This is a genomic window from Methylotenera sp. G11, from assembly GCF_000799735.1.
Classification (GTDB): Bacteria; Pseudomonadota; Gammaproteobacteria; order Burkholderiales; family Methylophilaceae; genus Methylotenera.
Genome location: NZ_JUHH01000001.1, coordinates 41,062 through 58,384, shown reverse-complemented (window position 1 = coordinate 58,384; position 17,323 = coordinate 41,062). Strand labels below are relative to the sequence as shown.

Genomic DNA, 17,323 nt, shown 5'->3' with positions numbered 1-17,323 from the left:
TAAAATCATGGCCGTCATGAACGCCCTCACCTTTCCTATTTTAAGACTCCTGGCAGACGGAAAATTTCATTCCGGCGAAGCGATAGCCCGCCATTTCCATGTCAGCCGCGCAACGGTATGGAATGCCCTGCAATATGCGGGACAACTGGGCGTCGAAATCTTTTCGGTACCGGGACGCGGCTATAAACTGCCGCAGCCTGTCACTTTGCTTGATGCGCAAACCATATCAGGCGCACTTGATGAATATGGCACGTCACTGCACGTAGAGGTGCATGACCACTTAGCCTCTACCAACAGTTACCTTATGCAGAACATCGGCACAGCCAGGCACGCCACCTGCGTTGCGGCCAACCTGCAAACCGGCGGCCGCGGCAGGCGTGGCCGCAGCTGGCATGCGGGACTAGGCGCAAGCCTGACTTTTTCCGTGCTGTGGCGCTTTCAGTGCGGGGCATCGGCATTGTCGGGCCTGAGCCTGGCCGCAGGCATAGCGCTGATGCGCAGCCTGCATGGGCTTGGCATGACCGGCACGCAGCTTAAATGGCCCAATGATGTGCTGATCGGCCGTAAAAAACTGGCAGGCATCCTGATTGAACTGCAAGGAGACATGGAAGGCCCGAGTACCGCCGTAATCGGCATGGGCATCAACCTGAATCTGCCGGACAAGCTGAAGCAGCAGATCGACCAGCCGGTGACAGATCTGGCAAGCCTATTGAATGGCGAACTTAACCCTAACCACTTGCTGGCTGCATTGCTGAAACACCTGGCTGATGTATTGACTGCATTCGAGCAAGGCGGTTTTGCTGCATTACGTGACGAATGGACGCAACACCACGCCTACCATGAAAAGGATGTACGCATGCTGATGCCGGATGGCCGTGAAATACACGGTGTAGTAAAAGGCATTACCGAGGATGGCAGTTTGCTGGTCGCAACCGCAGCCGGCATGCAGCGTTTCATATCCGGTGAAATCAGCCTGCGCGGAACCTGACGCAGGTTTGCAGCAGCTCCGCCGTTGCAACACTTGGTGATAGAATGCAGCTAATGCCAGTTCAATCCTCTGGAAAAATATGCTTTTGACTATAGACGCCGGAAACACCAGAACCAAGTGGGCGGTATTTAACCGGAATGGTGAAATCACCCACAATGGCGTGTGTGCCAATGACCAGTTGGCAGGTATTGACCTTAGCCCCAGAACACTAGGTTACGAACGGGTCATTATTTCCAACGTAGCCGGCAAAGTCCATGCTTCCCGCCTTGAAAAATTGCTGGCAAGCCATCACCAGCCGGTGCTGTGTGTCACTGCCAGCCCCGAAGCCTGCAATGTCATCAATGGTTATGCCGAGCCTGAAACGCTGGGCACCGACCGCTGGGCCGCACTGATTGCAGCATGGCACAGTAAGCATACCGCCTGCGTAGTGGTTAACGCCGGAACAGCAGTCACTGTAGATGCACTGCATGGCGCATCAGGCAGCAAGCAGCAAGGCGAATTCCTTGGCGGCATGATACTTCCCGGAATCCGCCTGATGCAAGCGAGCCTTGGTGTTGGTACGGCACAGCTGCCGCTTAAAAACGCAATACGTGAATCCGCTGAGAACACTCCCGTCAATATTTTTGCAAAATCGACCGCACAAGCCATGGATGCCGGGGCATTGAATGCGATCACCGGCGCCGTTGAACGCATGGCCGCTGCATTGGAAGCACAATGCTGGCAAACACCTTTCATTATCCTGAGCGGCGGTGACGCCGACGTCATCCAGCACCACCTCACTGACCGCGTGACAAACCCGACCGTAATCATTGACAACCTGGTTCTGAACGGCCTGTATCTGCTGGATTATTTCAACCAGACTGAACAACCGCCTCAGCAATGAGCGAGACTCGCTACTGAACCGCGCCCAGAAACCGGCTCGCAGTGTTTACGTCTCACAGCAGGGAACAAAGCGATGATAGACACCCAGGCTGGTTTGCTGGACAATACCGCATGGCGTAATCATGTATTCAGCCCAAGGCAGCTGAAATCAAACAGCAGCGTGAACATGGCTGTCATGTTTAAACTTGTGCCTGATTACCTTTATAATAAAAAATATAACGTATAAAAAATATAAAGTGACATGCAATGAAACGTTTTTTCTGGTTATCGGCTCTCATCAACATAGGTTTGCTGGCCTATTTCAACATTGCTTATATATTGCCAGGCAAACCGGAAATCAAACTGACAGAAATCCACCCGGATAAAATCAAATTGCTGACACAGGCAGAGATCGATAGCCTGCCTAAAAAAGCAGAACCATCACGGCCCATCATTGAACCGCAAGCTGTCATCGAGCCACAGCCTGTAGCCATGTGTTTTCAATGGGGGATTTTCTCTGACGCCAGTCTTTTAAAAGCGCAAAAAGCGTTATCCAAAATAGAAATTCAGGCGACCGCAAAAGAAGAAAATTCAGACCAACCCAAACGATACTGGGTTTATAAAGCGCCACTAAAAACTGCAGCCGAAGCACAAAGAAAAGCCGCAGAATTCAAGGCGCTTGGCGTTGACGACCTGTTTGTGGTGCAGGAAGAAAAATGGAAAAACGCTATTTCATTCGGCATCTTTGAAGATGAACAACTGGCCGACAAGCTGATCCGGGAACTGCGGGAGAAAGGGATTAATAATCTTGAAAAAACCCTGCGCAGCAACGGTAAAGGGCACCACAGCCTTGCACTTAACAACATGACCGAGAGCGACATTGCCAAGCTTAAGAAATTAAAACCGGATTTTCCGGCGGCTGAACTGAAAGAAGTCCGCTGCCAATAAGCAAGGCTGCTGGAACAGCTGGCCCGGATTCAGTACAAACACCGCTTCAATCAGCACATGATAGTTACGCAAGCAACCCACAGGGGCTATACAGACCCTGTGGGTTGCTTAAACGATAATGAAAACTGACACCGATTCTGTAAATTAGCGCTTTTTGATGTAAAGATCCGTAATCGTGCCTTCTTTCATCTCGGCGGCAAAACACACCGTTTCAGACAAAGTCGGGTGGGCATGAATGGTGAGACCCAAATCATGTGCATCTGCGCCCATTTCAATCGCCAGCACGGCTTCAGCCAGCAATTCACCGGCATTGGTACCGACGATACCGGCGCCGATCACGCGATGGGTTTCTTTATCGAATATCAGCTTGGTGGTGCCTTCGGTACGTGCAATGGATAATGCACGGCCGCTGGCTGCCCATGGGAAGCTGGCTTTTTCAATGGCAATGCCTTTGGCTTTGGCTTCTGTTTCCGTCACGCCCACCCAAGCCACTTCAGGGTCGGTATAGGCAACTGACGGGATCACGGATGCAACAAACTCAACTTTTTCACCGGCAATCACTTCAGCCGCGACTTTAGCTTCATGCGTTGCTTTATGCGCGAGCATAGGCTGACCGACAATATCGCCAATCGCAAAGATATGCGGCACATTGGTACGCATCTGCTTATCGACGGCAATAAAGCCGTAATCATCGACCGCGACGCCCGCATTTTCGGCACCGATGTTCTTGCCGTTAGGGCGGCGGCCGATAGAAACCAGCACACGGTCATACACTTCCACACCTTTAGGCGCTTCCGCATTGCCGTTAACACCCTCAAATGTCACATGGATACCATCTGTTTTAGGCTCCATGCTCGCCACTTTCGTGTTGAGCATAATCGTTTCAAAGCGTTTCTCCATGCGTTTTTGCAGTGGGCGTACCAAGTCGCGGTCGCAACCCTGGATCAGGCCATCGGTAAACTCAACCACACTCACTTTGGTACCCAGCGCATCGTAAACCGTACCCATTTCCAGGCCGATAATACCGCCGCCGATCACCAGCATGCGTTTTGGTACGTCAGCCAGTGCCAACGCACCGGTAGAATCCATGATGCGTTCATCTGCAGCCACACCCGGGAACTTGGTCGCTTGCGAGCCAGCTGCGATAATTGCATTTTCAAACCCTATCGTAGTCACTTTGCCATCTTCAGCCGTGACCGCAATCTGATTAGGGCTGGTGAATTTACCTACACCTTGCACCACCGTAACGTTGCGCTGTTTTGCCATCGCTGCCAGGCCGCCAGTGAGCTTGCCCACCACTTCGTTTGCTTTCCAGCTGCGCAACTGGTCGAGATCTACGCTAGGTTTACCGAAGCTCACACCGTGATGGCTGGATTCTTCAGCTTCTGTAATCACTTTTGCCGTGTGCAATAACGCTTTTGATGGAATACAGCCGACATTCAGACAAACTCCACCCAAAGTTGCATAACGCTCAATCAGCACTACCTGTTTACCCAAGTCAGCAGCACGGAAAGCAGCGGTATAACCGCCTGGGCCACTGCCCAGCACTACAACTTGCGTATTGATATCACTGCTGCCAGCTGGTGCAACAGCTGGCGCCGGAGATGGAACTGCCGCAGCGGGCGCTGCCGGTGCAGGGCTGGCTGCAGCTGTTTCTATTTTAGCTGGAGCAGCAGCCACTGCGGCTTCCGCCTCTACCAACAAAATCAGCGTGTCTTTCGCGATTTTATCGCCAACCTTAACCTTAACTTCTTTTACCGTACCGGCATGGGAGGATGGAATATCCATAGATGCTTTATCAGACTCTACCGTAATCAAGGAGTCTTCCTTCGCAATCACATCGCCTGCTTTCACCAGCACTTCAATCACATCAACGCTATCAAAGTTGCCGATATCAGGTACCAATACTTCAACTAAATTACTCATGCCTATCCCTTGCTCTAAACTTTGGTTATTTGCTGCAATTTTATCATTAAACCATGCCATTCACCGCCATTGGCTGCGCAATCGCACGGTCAGTCACAGCAATAAAACATTCAATCCATTAAATAAAAAGGGCGCGAATTTCGCACCCTCTTCACTGCCTGTAAAAATTACAGCAGCAACCTTCTTACATCACTCAGCATCATACGCATATGGCTGGTGAAACGCGCACCGTCAGCGCCATCGATCACACGATGGTCATATGAAAGTGACATCGGCAAAATCAGGCGCGGTTCAAATGTCTTGGTTTTTGCATCATATACCGGCTGCATGGATGAACGGGATACGCCTAGAATCGCTACCTCGGGGCAATTGATGATCGGCGTAAACATCGTGCCGCCAATACCGCCCAGGCTTGAGATTGTGAAACAGCCGCCCTGCATCTCTTCAACTTTCAATTTACGCTCACGCGCTTTGGCTGAAAGCTCCCCGAGGTCACGTGCGATGTCCAGCACATCTTTCTGGTGTACATCACGCACCACCGGCACCACCAGACCATCCGGCGTGTCACAGGCAAAGCCGATGTTGAAATAGTTTTTCAGGATCAGGCTATCGCCATCCGGTGATAATGAAGCATTAAAGTTAGGGTAAGCTTTTAATGCATTCACTGAAGCCTTGATCAGGAAAGCCAGCATCGTGAGTTTAACTCCACGTTTCTCGGCTTCCCCCTGCATGGACTTGCGGAAGTCTTCAAGATCCGTAATGTCGGCATCATCAAACTGGGTCACGTGCGGAGCCGTCACCCAGTTACGGTGCAGGTTGGCACCAGACAGTTTTTTGATGCGTGATAAAGGCTTGGTCTCAATCGCGCCAAACTGGCTGAAATCAATGACCGGCATCGGCAGCGCTGCAAGGCTGCTTAGGCCAGCACCCATATTTTCGGTACGTGGTTTGGCTAACTCACCCTTCACATAAGCCTGCACATCACTTTGCACGATGCGGTTTTTAGGTCCGGTACCTTTCACCAGCGCCAGGTTCACACCCAACTCCCTCGCAAAGCGACGAATGGAAGGGCTGGCATGAGACAGCTTGCCAGGGGCTACAACCACACTCTCACCCACTGGCGCCGGCTGATGTACCGGTGCGATTGGTTTTGGCGGCTCTGGAGCAGGCCGGGTAGGCTCAGGAATTACAGCTTTAGGCGCCTGTACCGCAGGCTCCGCCTTGACTGGGGCGGGCGGTTCGGCAACGGCTGCTGCATCATTGACATCCATGGTTAGGATCAAAGTGCCTTGTGCGGCTTTGTCACCCACTTTAATCTTGACTTCTTTCACCACACCTGCAAACGGGGCAGGAATATCCATAGACGCTTTATCAGACTCAACCGTCATCAGCGAATCATCTTTGGCAACGGTATCGCCTGCTTTTATTAATACTTCAATGACATCCACGCTATCGAAATTACCGATATCAGGGACGAATATGTCTTGAACTGCCATCTGTGTGTTTCCTTAAACTGTCGTTGGGTTTGGCTTGTTGGAATCTAAGCTGTATTTTTTAACCGCCTCTGCCACTTTGGCAGCAGGCAGTTTTCCGTCATCGCTCAAAGCTTTCAATGCGGCAACCACAACGTAGTATTTATTCACTTCAAAGAAGTCACGTAAGGCTTCACGGCTATCTGAACGGCCGAAACCATCCGTACCAAGCGCTACAAACCTATTGGGCACAAAACGCTGAATCTGCTCTGCAAAGCTCTTCATGTAATCTGTAGAAGCAATGACAGGGCCTTTTGCATCTTTCAGGCATTCTGCAACATAGCTGACCCTTTGCGGCTTGTCCGGATTCAGCATGTTCCAGCGATCGCAATCCAGGCCTTCGCGGCGTAATTCCGTAAAGCTAGGCACACTCCATACATCAGCAGCGACCCCCCAGTCTTTCTCAAGCAATTCAGCGGCAGCGATAACTTCACGCAAGATCACACCGCTACCCATCAACTGCACGCGCTCACCCTTGACCTTGGATTTGCTGAAGCTGTACATACCTTTCAGGATGCCTTCCGCAGAATCTTTTGGCATTTCCGGATGGCTGTAGTTTTCATTCATCAAGGTGATGTAGTAGTACACATCTTCCTGGTTCTGCACCATGCGGCGCAAACCATCCTGAATAATCACAGCCAATTCATACGCAAATGTCGGGTCATAAGACACGCAATTCGGGATTGTTGCCGACATCAGGTGACTATGGCCATCTTCATGCTGCAGGCCTTCACCGTTCAATGTTGTACGACCTGCAGTCGCACCCAGCAGGAAACCACGCGCACGGGAGTCGCCTGCCAGCCATGCCAGGTCGCCAATACGCTGGAAGCCGAACATTGAATAATAGATATAGAACGGAATCATCTGCGTGCCGGTGACAGAGTATGACGTTGCCGCTGCCAACCAGCTTGAGAATGCACCAGCCTCGTTAATGCCCTCTTCCAGAATCTGGCCATTTTTAGATTCTTTATAGAACATCACCTGGTCAGAATCCTGCGGTTCATAAAGCTGCCCCTGGCTCGCATAGATACCAAGCTGACGGAACATGCCTTCCATACCGAAAGTACGAGCCTCATCCGGCACGATAGGTACTACATACTTGCCCAGCTCCTTATCACGTACCAAGGTTGACAGGATACGCACAAACGCCATCGTGGTAGAAATCTCACGCTCACCGGTAGCCCCGAGCATATTCTCAAAAGCCGACAACTGCGGAACGGTCAGTTCGTTACCTTTACGGCGGCGCTGCGGCACAAAACCACCCATGGCGGCACGGCGTTCAGCCATATATTTCATTTCCGGTGAATCTTCGGCCGGTCTGTAGAAACTCAGGCTCTCAACCTGTGCATCAGTCAATGGCAAGTCGAAGCGGTCACGGAATTTCTTAAGTGACTCGATATCCATGCTCTTTTGCTGGTGCGTCGTGTTCTGGCCTTCGCCAGCTTCACCCATACCATACCCCTTAACGGTCTTGGCAAGAATCACTGTAGGCTGGCCTTTATGATTCACAGCTGCATTGTAAGCCGCAAATACTTTATGCGGATCATGACCGCCACGGTTCAGGCGCCATATATCCTGGTCACTCATGGCTGCGACCATTGCTTTCAGCTCCGGATATTTTCCGAAAAAATGCTCACGTGTGTAAGCGCCGCCTTTTTGCTTGAAATTCTGATATTCACCGTCTACGCATTCTTCCATGCGTTTCTTGAGCAGGCCATCTTTATCCATCGCCAACAGAGGATCCCAGTAAGAACCCCAGATGACCTTCAGCACATTCCAGCCTGAGCCTCTGAAATCAGATTCCAGTTCCTGGATGATCTTGCCGTTACCGCGCACAGGGCCATCCAGACGCTGCAAGTTACAGTTGATCACAAAAATCAGGTTATCCAGTTTTTCACGTACCGCCAGCGAAATAGCGCCCAATGACTCAGGCTCATCCATCTCACCGTCTCCGCAGAACACCCATACCTTGCGATCACTGGTATCAGCAATACCGCGATCATGCAGGTACTTCAGGAAACGCGCCTGATAAATACCGGCCAATGGCCCCAAGCCCATGGAAACGGTTGGGAATTGCCAGAAATCAGGCATCAGCCACGGATGCGGATAGCTTGGCAAGCCATTGCCACCTGTTTCCTGACGGAAATTATCCATCTGTTCTTCCGTGATGCGGCCTTCAAGAAAGGCACGCGCATAAACGCCCGGTGAAGAATGTCCCTGGAAATAAACACAATCGCCGCCAAAGTTTTCATTAGGCGCACGGAAAAAATAGTTAAAGCCAGTATCGTAAAGCGTAGCAGCGGATTGGAAACTTGCGATATGCCCGCCCACGCCTGGTGATTTTTCATTAGCGCGCAGCACTGTCATAATCGCATTCCAGCGCACAAGTGCGCGGATGCGGCGTTCCATTTCAGGATCTCCGGGCAATTTATCCTGCAGATGCGTAGGAATGGTATTTAAATAAGCAGTAGTCGCGTTATAAGGCAGGTTAACACCTGTGCGGCGAGCTTTGTCGATCATAGACTCTATCAAAAAGTGCGCGCGCTCGGGACCTTCGTTTTCAATAACGGCCATCAATGCATCAAGCCACTCCTGGGTTTCTTGACTATCAATATCTGGACTGTTCAAATTTGTGTTCAATGACATTCAGTTAGGACTCCGTGTTGCGGTATTTGTGGAATAAATTTAGCCTTCATGCCTTGACTTGGATGGGTATAATTACCCATGGACTAAAAGTAACAAAATCAAATACTGCGTGTCTGAATACACCGCACCATACGGATGCGATGTAATTAAAATTTTTTATAAAACCGTAGTGTGTCTTTTTTAGGGGTTTTGGTCAAGTTTACTCGTGTTTGCAAACCAGTTAATACGCGCCAGTTAACATCAATCACACATCAATTACAGGATCATAAATGTCAATAAAATTAACACAAAATGTCGCTAATGCCACCGAAAATACACTTAACAGCTATCAATATGCGATTTTTGTCCTACCTGAGAACGAAGACAGGAACCTGCCTTTTTCGCAGACGTTATTTACAAAGCTAAGTAGAGTCAAGAAAAAATATAAAGACCTGGAGAAATCACCGCTTACCGTGGATTTACCTCATGGTGGACTAGCAAGTTTCATCATTTTGAATGAAAACCTGACACCATTCCAGCGCCACACACTGCTGCGGAAAGCCATAAAACAGATTATTGAAGAGCATCCTGAGAACATAGCGTTATGCGTTTATGGCAGTGAAACTGCACGCAGCATGAATGCCTGCGCAGCCTATTACGTACTGACCGCAAATGCTGCGCAGCTGACGAACCGTAAAAAAGATCATGCAAAAAGCCATTTAAAGATTATAGACCTGTTTGGATACCAGGCAGAGCATGATTTCAGTTTTGTTAATGCACGCGTGGCAGGCAATACGCTATGCAGGCAATTAACAACCACCCCACCCAATGATTTAACGCCCTCAAGCTACAGAGAAAAAGTTAGCACGCTCGCAAAACAACATGGCTGGCAGCACGAAGAATTTGACATGCAGAAACTCAAAGAAATCGGTGCCGGTGCATTTGTTGCAGTAGGTCAAGGTTCAGACCCGCAAGATGCGGCAATTGTGCACCTCACTTATCAGCCGGCACTGGCAAAAAAACATATTGCAATCATCGGTAAAGGTATTTGCTTCGATACCGGCGGCCATAACCTGAAACCAGCGAAATATATGCTTGGCATGCATGAAGACATGAATGGCTCAGCCGTCGCGTTGGGGATATTGTTAGCTGCCAGCGAAATGCAATTGCCGGTCAAAATCGATTGCTGGCTGGCAATTGCACAAAACCATATCAGCCCAACCGCCTATAAGCAAAATGACGTCGTAACAGCATTAAACGGTATGACGATTGAAATCGTACACACAGATGCTGAAGGCCGCATGGTGTTGGCAGATACACTCACATTAGCATCTCGTCAGAAACCTGATTACATGATCGACTTTGCGACATTAACGGGCAGCATGATCACGGCACTGGGTGATCGCATCAGCGGCGTGATTTCTAATCGTCCCGCTCTTGCCTGCAAAGCCATCGGGGCCGGTAATATGGCTGGCGAAAGAGTCGTCGCCTTTCCATACGAAGAAGATTTTGACAGTGATTTGGAAAGTGATGTCGCAGACATAAAACAATGCACCCTGGAAGGCGGCGGCGATCACATACATGCCGCAAGATTCCTGGGGAAATTCATTGAACACGACATTCCATGGCTACACACCGACCTGTCATCGGCCAACCGCAAAGGCGGCCTTGGCGCTATTGAAGCTGACACAAATGGCTTTGGCGTAGGTTTTGGTATCGAAATGCTGAAATCGCTGATTGAAGATTAATTGAACAGGAAACGTGAATTGCTAACTTACTATATAGATGAACCGCTATCGCCTATCGAACAGCAAATGGTGATTGAACAGATCAATACAATCAGCACCGGTGCAGTTAAGCAGCTTGTATTTAAACAGATCCCTGATCATATTCCGAAAAATGACTGCGAGCTGTCACATGCAGAAATTATTAAAGCGCTTGAAGATATGCTTATTAAGCTAGAAATACCTGCAGGTGTACAAAGTACATTCATACTGCCTAAAGGGGGGCTATCCTGGGGTATGCTGCTACAAATCGCATTTAAGAATGTCAGCAAATTTTACCCGTTTGTCGTACAGCCATGGGAAATGAATGCCGACAGAAAACATAAGCGCAGAGAACGTATTTTGGTCACTGACATCAACAGCGCAATACCGGCTTAACCAAAGGTTTTTAAGCCATCCTACGCTATAGCAGATGCCATGCAGACAAAAGCCCACATATCGTGGGCTTTTAATTGCCTACTAGGCAGGTGCCGAAAACACCTCATCTGAAAACAAATAAACACGTTGCCTGGTACCGCTTGCACAACAAGCCACCCCCCCACGTCGAGGATATATAGATTGAGCGGATGCAGTTTAGAAGATTAAATTCGCGCTTCCCAAATAGAAACACCCCGCCACTTTCATGGAGGGGTGTTTTGGTATAAATAGCTTGGCAGTGACCTACTTTCGCATGCAAGAAGCATACTATCATTGGCGCTGGTTCGTTTCACGGCCCTGTTCGAGATGGGAAGGGGTGGGTCCAAACCGCTATGGCCGCCAAGCATAACTGGTATCACCGATGCTTTGACTTTTCAGTCGATTCATCAGCAGAAATGCTGTGTTGCCGTCTCATTTTCATGAGGCGTCTGTAACAAATTGGAAGAAGTAAAGTCATTCATGTGTATCACATGAACTCAAATGGGTATGACTACATTATCGTGCTTTAAACAACCGTTTCACTTTTCACATTTCACTTTTTACGGTGTTTAGTTCAAGTTTTAAGGTTATAGGATCAAGCCTCACGAGCAATTAGTATCGGTCAGCTTAACGCATTACTGCGCTTCCACATCCGACCTATCAACGTCCTGGTCTCGAACGACTCTTTAGGGGGGTTGAACCCCCAGGGAAATCTCATCTCAAGGCGAGTTTCACGCTTAGATGCTTTCAGCGTTTATCTCTTCCAGATTTAGCTACCCGGCTATACCACTGGCGTGATAACCGGTCCACCAGAGATCTGTCCACTCCGGTCCTCTCGTACTAGGAGCAGGTCCCTTCAAATTTCCAACGCCCACGGCAGATAGGGACCAAACTGTCTCACGACGTTTTAAACCCAGCTCACGTACCACTTTAAATGGCGAACAGCCATACCCTTGGGACCGGCTACAGCCCCAGGATGTGATGAGCCGACATCGAGGTGCCAAACTCCCCCGTCGATATGAACTCTTGGGAGGAATCAGCCTGTTATCCCCAGAGTACCTTTTATCCGTTGAGCGATGGCCCTTCCATACAGAACCACCGGATCACTATGACCTGCTTTCGCACCTGCTCGACCTGTCCGTCTCGCAGTCAAGCAACCTTATGCCATTGCACTATCAGTACGATTTCCGACCGTACCTAGGTTACCTTCGCACTCCTCCGTTACTCTTTGGGAGGAGACCGCCCCAGTCAAACTGCCCACCATACACGGTCCCCAGTCCGGATTACGGACCTAGGTTAGAACCTCAACAACATCAGGGTGGTATTTCAAGGATGACTCCACGATATCTGGCGACACCGCTTCATAGTCTCCCACCTATCCTACACAAATCTTGTCAAAGTCCAATGTAAAGCTACAGTAAAGGTTCATGGGGTCTTTCCGTCTAGCCGCGGGGAGATTGCATCTTCACAAACATTTCAACTTCGCTGAGTCCCGAGAGGAGACAGTGTGGCCATCGTTACGCCATTCGTGCGGGTCGGAACTTACCCGACAAGGAATTTCGCTACCTTAGGACCGTTATAGTTACGGCCGCCGTTTACTGGGACTTCAATCAAGAGCTTGCACCCCATCATTTAATCTTCCAGCACCGGGCAGGCGTCACACCCTATACGTCCACTTTCGTGTTTGCAGAGTGCTGTGTTTTTATTAAACAGTCGCAGCCACCTTTTCACTGCAACCCCATCGAGCTTCACGAGCAAGTCGCTACACTCTACCGGGGCGCACCTTCTCCCGAAGTTACGGTGCTAATTTGCCGAGTTCCTTCTCCCGGGTTCTCTCAAGCGCCTTAGAATTCTCATCCTACCCACCTGTGTCGGTTTGCGGTACGGTCTCTATACAACTGAAGCTTAGTGGCTTTTCTTGGAAGCATGGTATCAATCACTTCACGTACAAGTACGCTCGTTATCACGTCTCAGTCTTAGCTCTCCGGATTTGCCTAAAGAACCAACCTACACGCTTGAACCGGGACATCCAACACCCGGCTGACCTAACCTTCTCCGTCCCCACATCGCATTGTATACAGGTACAGGAATATTAACCTGTTTCCCATCAGCTACGCATCTCTGCCTCACCTTAGGGGCCGACTCACCCTGCGCCGATGAACGTTGCGCAGGAAACCTTGGGTTTTCGGCGAGGGAGCTTTTCACTCCCTTTATCGCTACTCATGTCAGCATTCGCACTTCTGATACCTCCAGCATGCCTCACAGCACACCTTCGCAGGCCTACAGAACGCTCTCCTACCATGCATACATTCCGAAGAATGCAGCATCCGAAGCTTCGGTTACGTGCTTAGCCCCGTTACATCTTCCGCGCAGGACGACTCGACCAGTGAGCTATTACGCTTTCTTTAAATGATGGCTGCTTCTAAGCCAACATCCTGGCTGTCTATGCCTTCCCACTTCGTTTTCCACTTAGCACGTCATTTGGGACCTTAGCTGTCGGTCTGGGTTGTTTCCCTCTTGTCCACGGACGTTAGCACCCATGGACTGTCTCCCGTAATTGCATTTCTCAGTATTCGGAGTTTGCAATGGTTTGGTAAGTTCTTATGAACCCCCTAGCCATAACAGTGCTCTACCCCCAAGAATGATTTACGAGGCACTACCTAAATAGTTTTCGGAGAGAACCAGCTATTTCCAAGTTTGTTTAGCCTTTCACCCCTATCCACAGCTCATCCCCAAATTTTTCAACATTTGTGGGTTCGGACCTCCAGTACCTGTTACGGCACCTTCATCCTGGCCATGGATAGATCACTTGGTTTCGGGTCTACACCCAGCAACTAGACGCCCTATTCGGACTCGCTTTCGCTACGCCTCCCCTATCGGTTAAGCTTGCTACTGAATGTAAGTCGCTGACCCATTATACAAAAGGTACGCAGTCACGGAACAAGTCCGCTCCCACTGTTTGTATGCATACGGTTTCAGGTTCTATTTCACTCCCCTCCCGGGGTTCTTTTCGCCTTTCCCTCACGGTACTGGTTCACTATCGGTCGATTACGAGTATTTAGCCTTGGAGGATGGTCCCCCCATGTTCAGACAAGGTTTCTCGTGCCCCGCCCTACTTTTCGTTACCCTAGTTCCACACACGGGATTTCGTATAAGGGGCTATCACCCTCTATGGCCGGACTTTCCATTCCGTTCTACTATCGCATGTGCTAAAAATAACAGGCTATTCCATGTTCGCTCGCCACTACTTACGGAATCTCGGTTGATTTCTTTTCCTCGAGCTACTTAGATGTTTCAGTTCACTCGGTTTGCCACCATCTCCCTATATATTCAGGAGCGGTTACCCTTGCGGGTAGGTTTCCCCATTCAGACATGTCCGGATCAAAGCTTATTTGCCAGCTCCCCGAACCTTTTCGCAGGCTATCACGTCTTTCATCGCCTGTAATCGCCAAGGCATCCACCATATGCACTTATTCACTTGATCCTATAACGTTAAAACCTGAACCCTTTTAATTATCCAGTTTTCATGGTGCATGAGACACCCGTCATAGGCTTTCTAAAGCAACTTTTCTTAATCTGCAAGGTTGTACAGATTAAGATGGTTTATTTGTTTCATTATTTCTGAATACCGCATTGCTGCAGTATTGAGACTTAACGAAGCAAATGTTTCGATTTTGCAATCATTCAATATATCCGACTAAGATATATTGCCCATTTTGAATACATCACTGTCATCACACAGTGTGCATTCTCTTTACTTCTTCCATTTTGTTAAAGAACAGTCTAGTTAAAAACCAGAAGTAAATATTCAAGCGAACACTTACTTCTAATTTCTTACATACAACATCAATACTTGGTGGAGGATAACGGGATCGAACCGTTGACCCCCTGCTTGCAAAGCAGGTGCTCTCCCAGCTGAGCTAATCCCCCATTTTCAGGTGAATCTGGTGGGTCTGGATGGACTCGAACCATCGACCCCCGCCTTATCAAGACGGTGCTCTAACCAGCTGAGCTACAGACCCTCAAGGTTTACTTAGCGTTTCCGCCAATGTTTGGTCAATCATTGATGCTGCTGACTTCTAACAACTGATAAGTGTGAATGCTTGCAAATTCGGTCGTCTCTAGAAAGGAGGTGATCCAGCCGCACCTTCCGATACGGCTACCTTGTTACGACTTCACCCCAGTCATGAATACTACCGTGGTAAGCGTCCTCCTTGCGGTTAGACTACCTACTTCTGGTAAAACCCACTCCCATGGTGTGACGGGCGGTGTGTACAAGGCCCGGGAACGTATTCACCGCGACATGCTGATCCGCGATTACTAGCGATTCCGACTTCATGTAGTCGAGTTGCAGACTACAATCCGGACTACGATCGGCTTTCTGGGATTGGCTCCCCCTCGCGGGTTGGCAACCCTCTGTACCGACCATTGTATTACGTGTGAAGCCCTGGCCATAAGGGCCATGAGGACTTGACGTCATCCCCACCTTCCTCCGGTTTGTCACCGGCAGTCCCATTAAAGTGCCCAACTAAATGATGGCAATTAATGGCAAGGGTTGCGCTCGTTGCGGGACTTAACCCAACATCTCACGACACGAGCTGACGACAGCCATGCAGCACCTGTGTTAACGTTCTCTTTCGAGCACCAATCCATCTCTGGAAAGTTCGTTACATGTCAAGGCCAGGTAAGGTTTTTCGCGTTGCATCGAATTAATCCACATAATCCACCGCTTGTGCGGGCCCCCGTCAATTCATTTGAGTTTTAATCTTGCGACCGTACTCCCCAGGCGGTCTACTTCACGCGTTAGCTGCGTTACTCATGGATTTTACTCCACCAACAACTAGTAGACATCGTTTAGGGCGTGGACTACCAGGGTATCTAATCCTGTTTGCTCCCCACGCTTTCGTGCATGAGCGTCAATATTATCCCAGGGGGCTGCCTTCGCCATTGGTATTCCTCCACATCTCTACGCATTTCACTGCTACACGTGGAATTCTACCCCCCTCTGACATATTCTAGTCTTGTAGTTTCAAACGCAGTTCCCAAGTTGAGCTCGGGGATTTCACATCTGACTTACAAAACCGCCTGCGCACGCTTTACGCCCAGTAATTCCGATTAACGCTCGCACCCTACGTATTACCGCGGCTGCTGGCACGTAGTTAGCCGGTGCTTCTTATCAAGGTACCGTCAACCTCACCCTATGTTAGAGGGTAAGTTTTCTTCCCTTGCGAAAGAGCTTTACAACCCGAAGGCCTTCTTCACTCACGCGGAATGGCTGGATCAGGCTTGCGCCCATTGTCCAAAATTCCCCACTGCTGCCTCCCGTAGGAGTCTGGACCGTGTCTCAGTTCCAGTGTGGCTGGTCGTCCTCTCAGACCAGCTACTGATCGTCGCCTTGGTGAGCCTTTACCTCACCAACTAGCTAATCAGATATCGGCCGCTCCATTAACGCCAGGCCCGAAGGTCCCTAGCTTTCCCCCGTAGGGCGTATGCGGTATTAGCCAACCTTTCGATTAGTTATCCCCCATTATTGGATACGTTCCGATATGTTACTCACCCGTTCGCCACTCGCCACCAGACCGAAGTCCGTGCTGCCGTTCGACTTGCATGTGTAAAGCATTCCGCCAGCGTTCAATCTGAGCCATGATCAAACTCTTCAGTTTAATTCACAACTATTACTTTTTTCCTCTTGCGAGGTGGTATTTCGCTTTTGCTTTACCAGCCTATTTAAAGGCCGGTGACTCAAATTCATTTCAAGGTATGTGTTGCTATAAAAGCACATGTACATACTTGTCATAAATTTAAGTGTAAGCACTTGTATTTTCTGAGGTCTGATCCTGATACCAAACTACCGGATAAATCCCGTAGCGATCAGGTCAGTTGCCTAGTTCACAAGCACCCACACTTATCAGTTGTTATATTGTTAAAGAGCTTTTTATTTCAATCCGCGTTACGCTTTGCGTTAACGAGGTGCGCATTATACAGAGCTTTCCGAGCTCGTCAACCTTAATTTCGAATTATTTCTTAATTAAAATTAACCGTACTTCTTAACGCCTTTTTACTTCTTTTACTGCAAAAATCTAAAGTGTTACACACTTTAGATTTATTGGTTGCGGGAACAGGATTTGAACCTGTGACCTTCGGGTTATGAGCCCGACGAGCTGCCAGACTGCTCCATCCCGCGTCCGATTCGACTTGATTGCTGTCGAGAGGTGAAACTATAGCAAACCATGACACCTACCGCAAGCATTATTGTAAATTTC

At 49.3% G+C, this 17,323-nt stretch carries 9 protein-coding genes, 3 tRNA genes and 3 rRNA genes; 6 read left to right on the top strand and 9 right to left on the bottom strand.

Going from position 1 to position 17,323, the window contains the following annotated elements; all coding sequences use genetic code 11:
* The first annotated feature begins 16 nt into the window (after positions 1 to 16).
* The 4 genes from birA to GQ51_RS00280 all read left to right on the top strand — a co-directional run bounded on the left by birA (position 17) and on the right by GQ51_RS00280 (position 2,797).
* Complete coding sequence (gene birA, locus GQ51_RS00290) at positions 17 to 988, top strand: bifunctional biotin--[acetyl-CoA-carboxylase] ligase/biotin operon repressor BirA (RefSeq protein ID WP_047553402.1); 972 nt, start codon at positions 17 to 19, stop codon at positions 986 to 988.
* A gap of 79 nt (positions 989 to 1,067) precedes the next feature.
* The gene (locus GQ51_RS00285) at positions 1,068 to 1,871 is read left to right on the top strand and encodes a type III pantothenate kinase (protein WP_047548344.1); all 804 of its coding nucleotides are present in this window, start codon (positions 1,068 to 1,070) and stop codon (positions 1,869 to 1,871) included.
* A 72-nt stretch (positions 1,872 to 1,943) separates the two neighbouring features.
* The gene (locus tag GQ51_RS12435) at positions 1,944 to 2,096 is read left to right on the top strand and encodes a hypothetical protein (RefSeq protein WP_160279987.1); all 153 of its coding nucleotides are present in this window, start codon (positions 1,944 to 1,946) and stop codon (positions 2,094 to 2,096) included.
* Positions 2,097 to 2,116: 20 nt separating this feature from the next.
* Positions 2,117 to 2,797 carry an SPOR domain-containing protein gene (locus GQ51_RS00280; protein WP_047548340.1) on the top strand — a complete coding sequence of 227 codons (681 nt, stop codon included), beginning with the start codon at positions 2,117 to 2,119 and terminating at the stop codon, positions 2,795 to 2,797.
* Positions 2,798 to 2,941: 144 nt separating this feature from the next.
* Here GQ51_RS00280 and lpdA read toward each other — a convergent pair whose 3' ends face one another.
* The 3 genes from lpdA to aceE form a co-directional block, all read right to left on the bottom strand.
* The gene (lpdA, locus tag GQ51_RS00275) at positions 2,942 to 4,723 is read right to left on the bottom strand and encodes a dihydrolipoyl dehydrogenase (RefSeq protein ID WP_047553399.1); all 1,782 of its coding nucleotides are present in this window, start codon (positions 4,721 to 4,723) and stop codon (positions 2,942 to 2,944) included.
* Positions 4,724 to 4,890: 167 nt separating this feature from the next.
* The gene (gene aceF, locus GQ51_RS00270) at positions 4,891 to 6,219 is read right to left on the bottom strand and encodes a dihydrolipoyllysine-residue acetyltransferase (RefSeq protein WP_047548337.1); all 1,329 of its coding nucleotides are present in this window, start codon (positions 6,217 to 6,219) and stop codon (positions 4,891 to 4,893) included.
* A gap of 12 nt (positions 6,220 to 6,231) precedes the next feature.
* Positions 6,232 to 8,901 carry a pyruvate dehydrogenase (acetyl-transferring), homodimeric type gene (gene aceE / locus GQ51_RS00265; RefSeq protein WP_047548335.1) on the bottom strand — a complete coding sequence of 890 codons (2,670 nt, stop codon included), beginning with the start codon at positions 8,899 to 8,901 and terminating at the stop codon, positions 6,232 to 6,234.
* Between the two features lie 269 nt (positions 8,902 to 9,170).
* Between aceE and GQ51_RS00260 the strand changes: the two genes are divergently transcribed.
* Both GQ51_RS00260 and GQ51_RS00255 read left to right on the top strand, forming a co-directional pair.
* On the top strand, positions 9,171 to 10,628 hold the full coding sequence (locus GQ51_RS00260; RefSeq protein WP_047548331.1) for a M17 family metallopeptidase: 1,458 nt from the start codon (positions 9,171 to 9,173) through the stop codon (positions 10,626 to 10,628).
* Between the two features lie 69 nt (positions 10,629 to 10,697).
* On the top strand, positions 10,698 to 11,042 hold the full coding sequence (locus tag GQ51_RS00255; RefSeq protein ID WP_152604087.1) for a hypothetical protein: 345 nt from the start codon (positions 10,698 to 10,700) through the stop codon (positions 11,040 to 11,042).
* Between the two features lie 269 nt (positions 11,043 to 11,311).
* Here GQ51_RS00255 and rrf read toward each other — a convergent pair.
* The 6 genes from rrf to GQ51_RS00225 all read right to left on the bottom strand — a co-directional run bounded on the left by rrf (position 11,312) and on the right by GQ51_RS00225 (position 17,244).
* Positions 11,312 to 11,425 (bottom strand): 5S ribosomal RNA (rrf, locus tag GQ51_RS00250).
* Between the two features lie 226 nt (positions 11,426 to 11,651).
* Positions 11,652 to 14,544 (bottom strand): 23S ribosomal RNA (locus tag GQ51_RS00245).
* A gap of 370 nt (positions 14,545 to 14,914) precedes the next feature.
* A tRNA-Ala gene (locus GQ51_RS00240) sits at positions 14,915 to 14,990 on the bottom strand.
* A gap of 15 nt (positions 14,991 to 15,005) precedes the next feature.
* Positions 15,006 to 15,082 (bottom strand) — tRNA-Ile (locus GQ51_RS00235).
* 103 nt (positions 15,083 to 15,185) lie between these two features.
* Positions 15,186 to 16,723 (bottom strand): 16S ribosomal RNA (locus GQ51_RS00230).
* Together the 16S, 23S and 5S rRNA genes with 3 tRNA genes alongside form the textbook arrangement of a ribosomal RNA operon.
* 444 nt (positions 16,724 to 17,167) lie before the next feature.
* A tRNA-Met gene (locus GQ51_RS00225) sits at positions 17,168 to 17,244 on the bottom strand.
* Positions 17,245 to 17,323 lie beyond the last annotated feature (79 nt).

What these genes read in the sequence shown, in the direction of transcription:
- birA (WP_047553402.1), top strand. Translation starts at nt 17, where the DNA reads ATGAACGCCCTCACCTTTCCTATTTTAAGACTCCTGGCAGACGGAAAA.
- GQ51_RS00285 (WP_047548344.1), top strand. Translation starts at nt 1,068, where the DNA reads ATGCTTTTGACTATAGACGCCGGAAACACCAGAACCAAGTGGGCGGTA.
- GQ51_RS12435 (WP_160279987.1), top strand. Translation starts at nt 1,944, where the DNA reads ATGATAGACACCCAGGCTGGTTTGCTGGACAATACCGCATGGCGTAAT.
- GQ51_RS00280 (WP_047548340.1), top strand. Translation starts at nt 2,117, where the DNA reads ATGAAACGTTTTTTCTGGTTATCGGCTCTCATCAACATAGGTTTGCTG.
- lpdA (WP_047553399.1), bottom strand. Translation starts at nt 4,723, where the DNA reads ATGAGTAATTTAGTTGAAGTATTGGTACCTGATATCGGCAACTTTGAT.
- aceF (WP_047548337.1), bottom strand. Translation starts at nt 6,219, where the DNA reads ATGGCAGTTCAAGACATATTCGTCCCTGATATCGGTAATTTCGATAGC.
- aceE (WP_047548335.1), bottom strand. Translation starts at nt 8,901, where the DNA reads ATGTCATTGAACACAAATTTGAACAGTCCAGATATTGATAGTCAAGAA.
- GQ51_RS00260 (WP_047548331.1), top strand. Translation starts at nt 9,171, where the DNA reads ATGTCAATAAAATTAACACAAAATGTCGCTAATGCCACCGAAAATACA.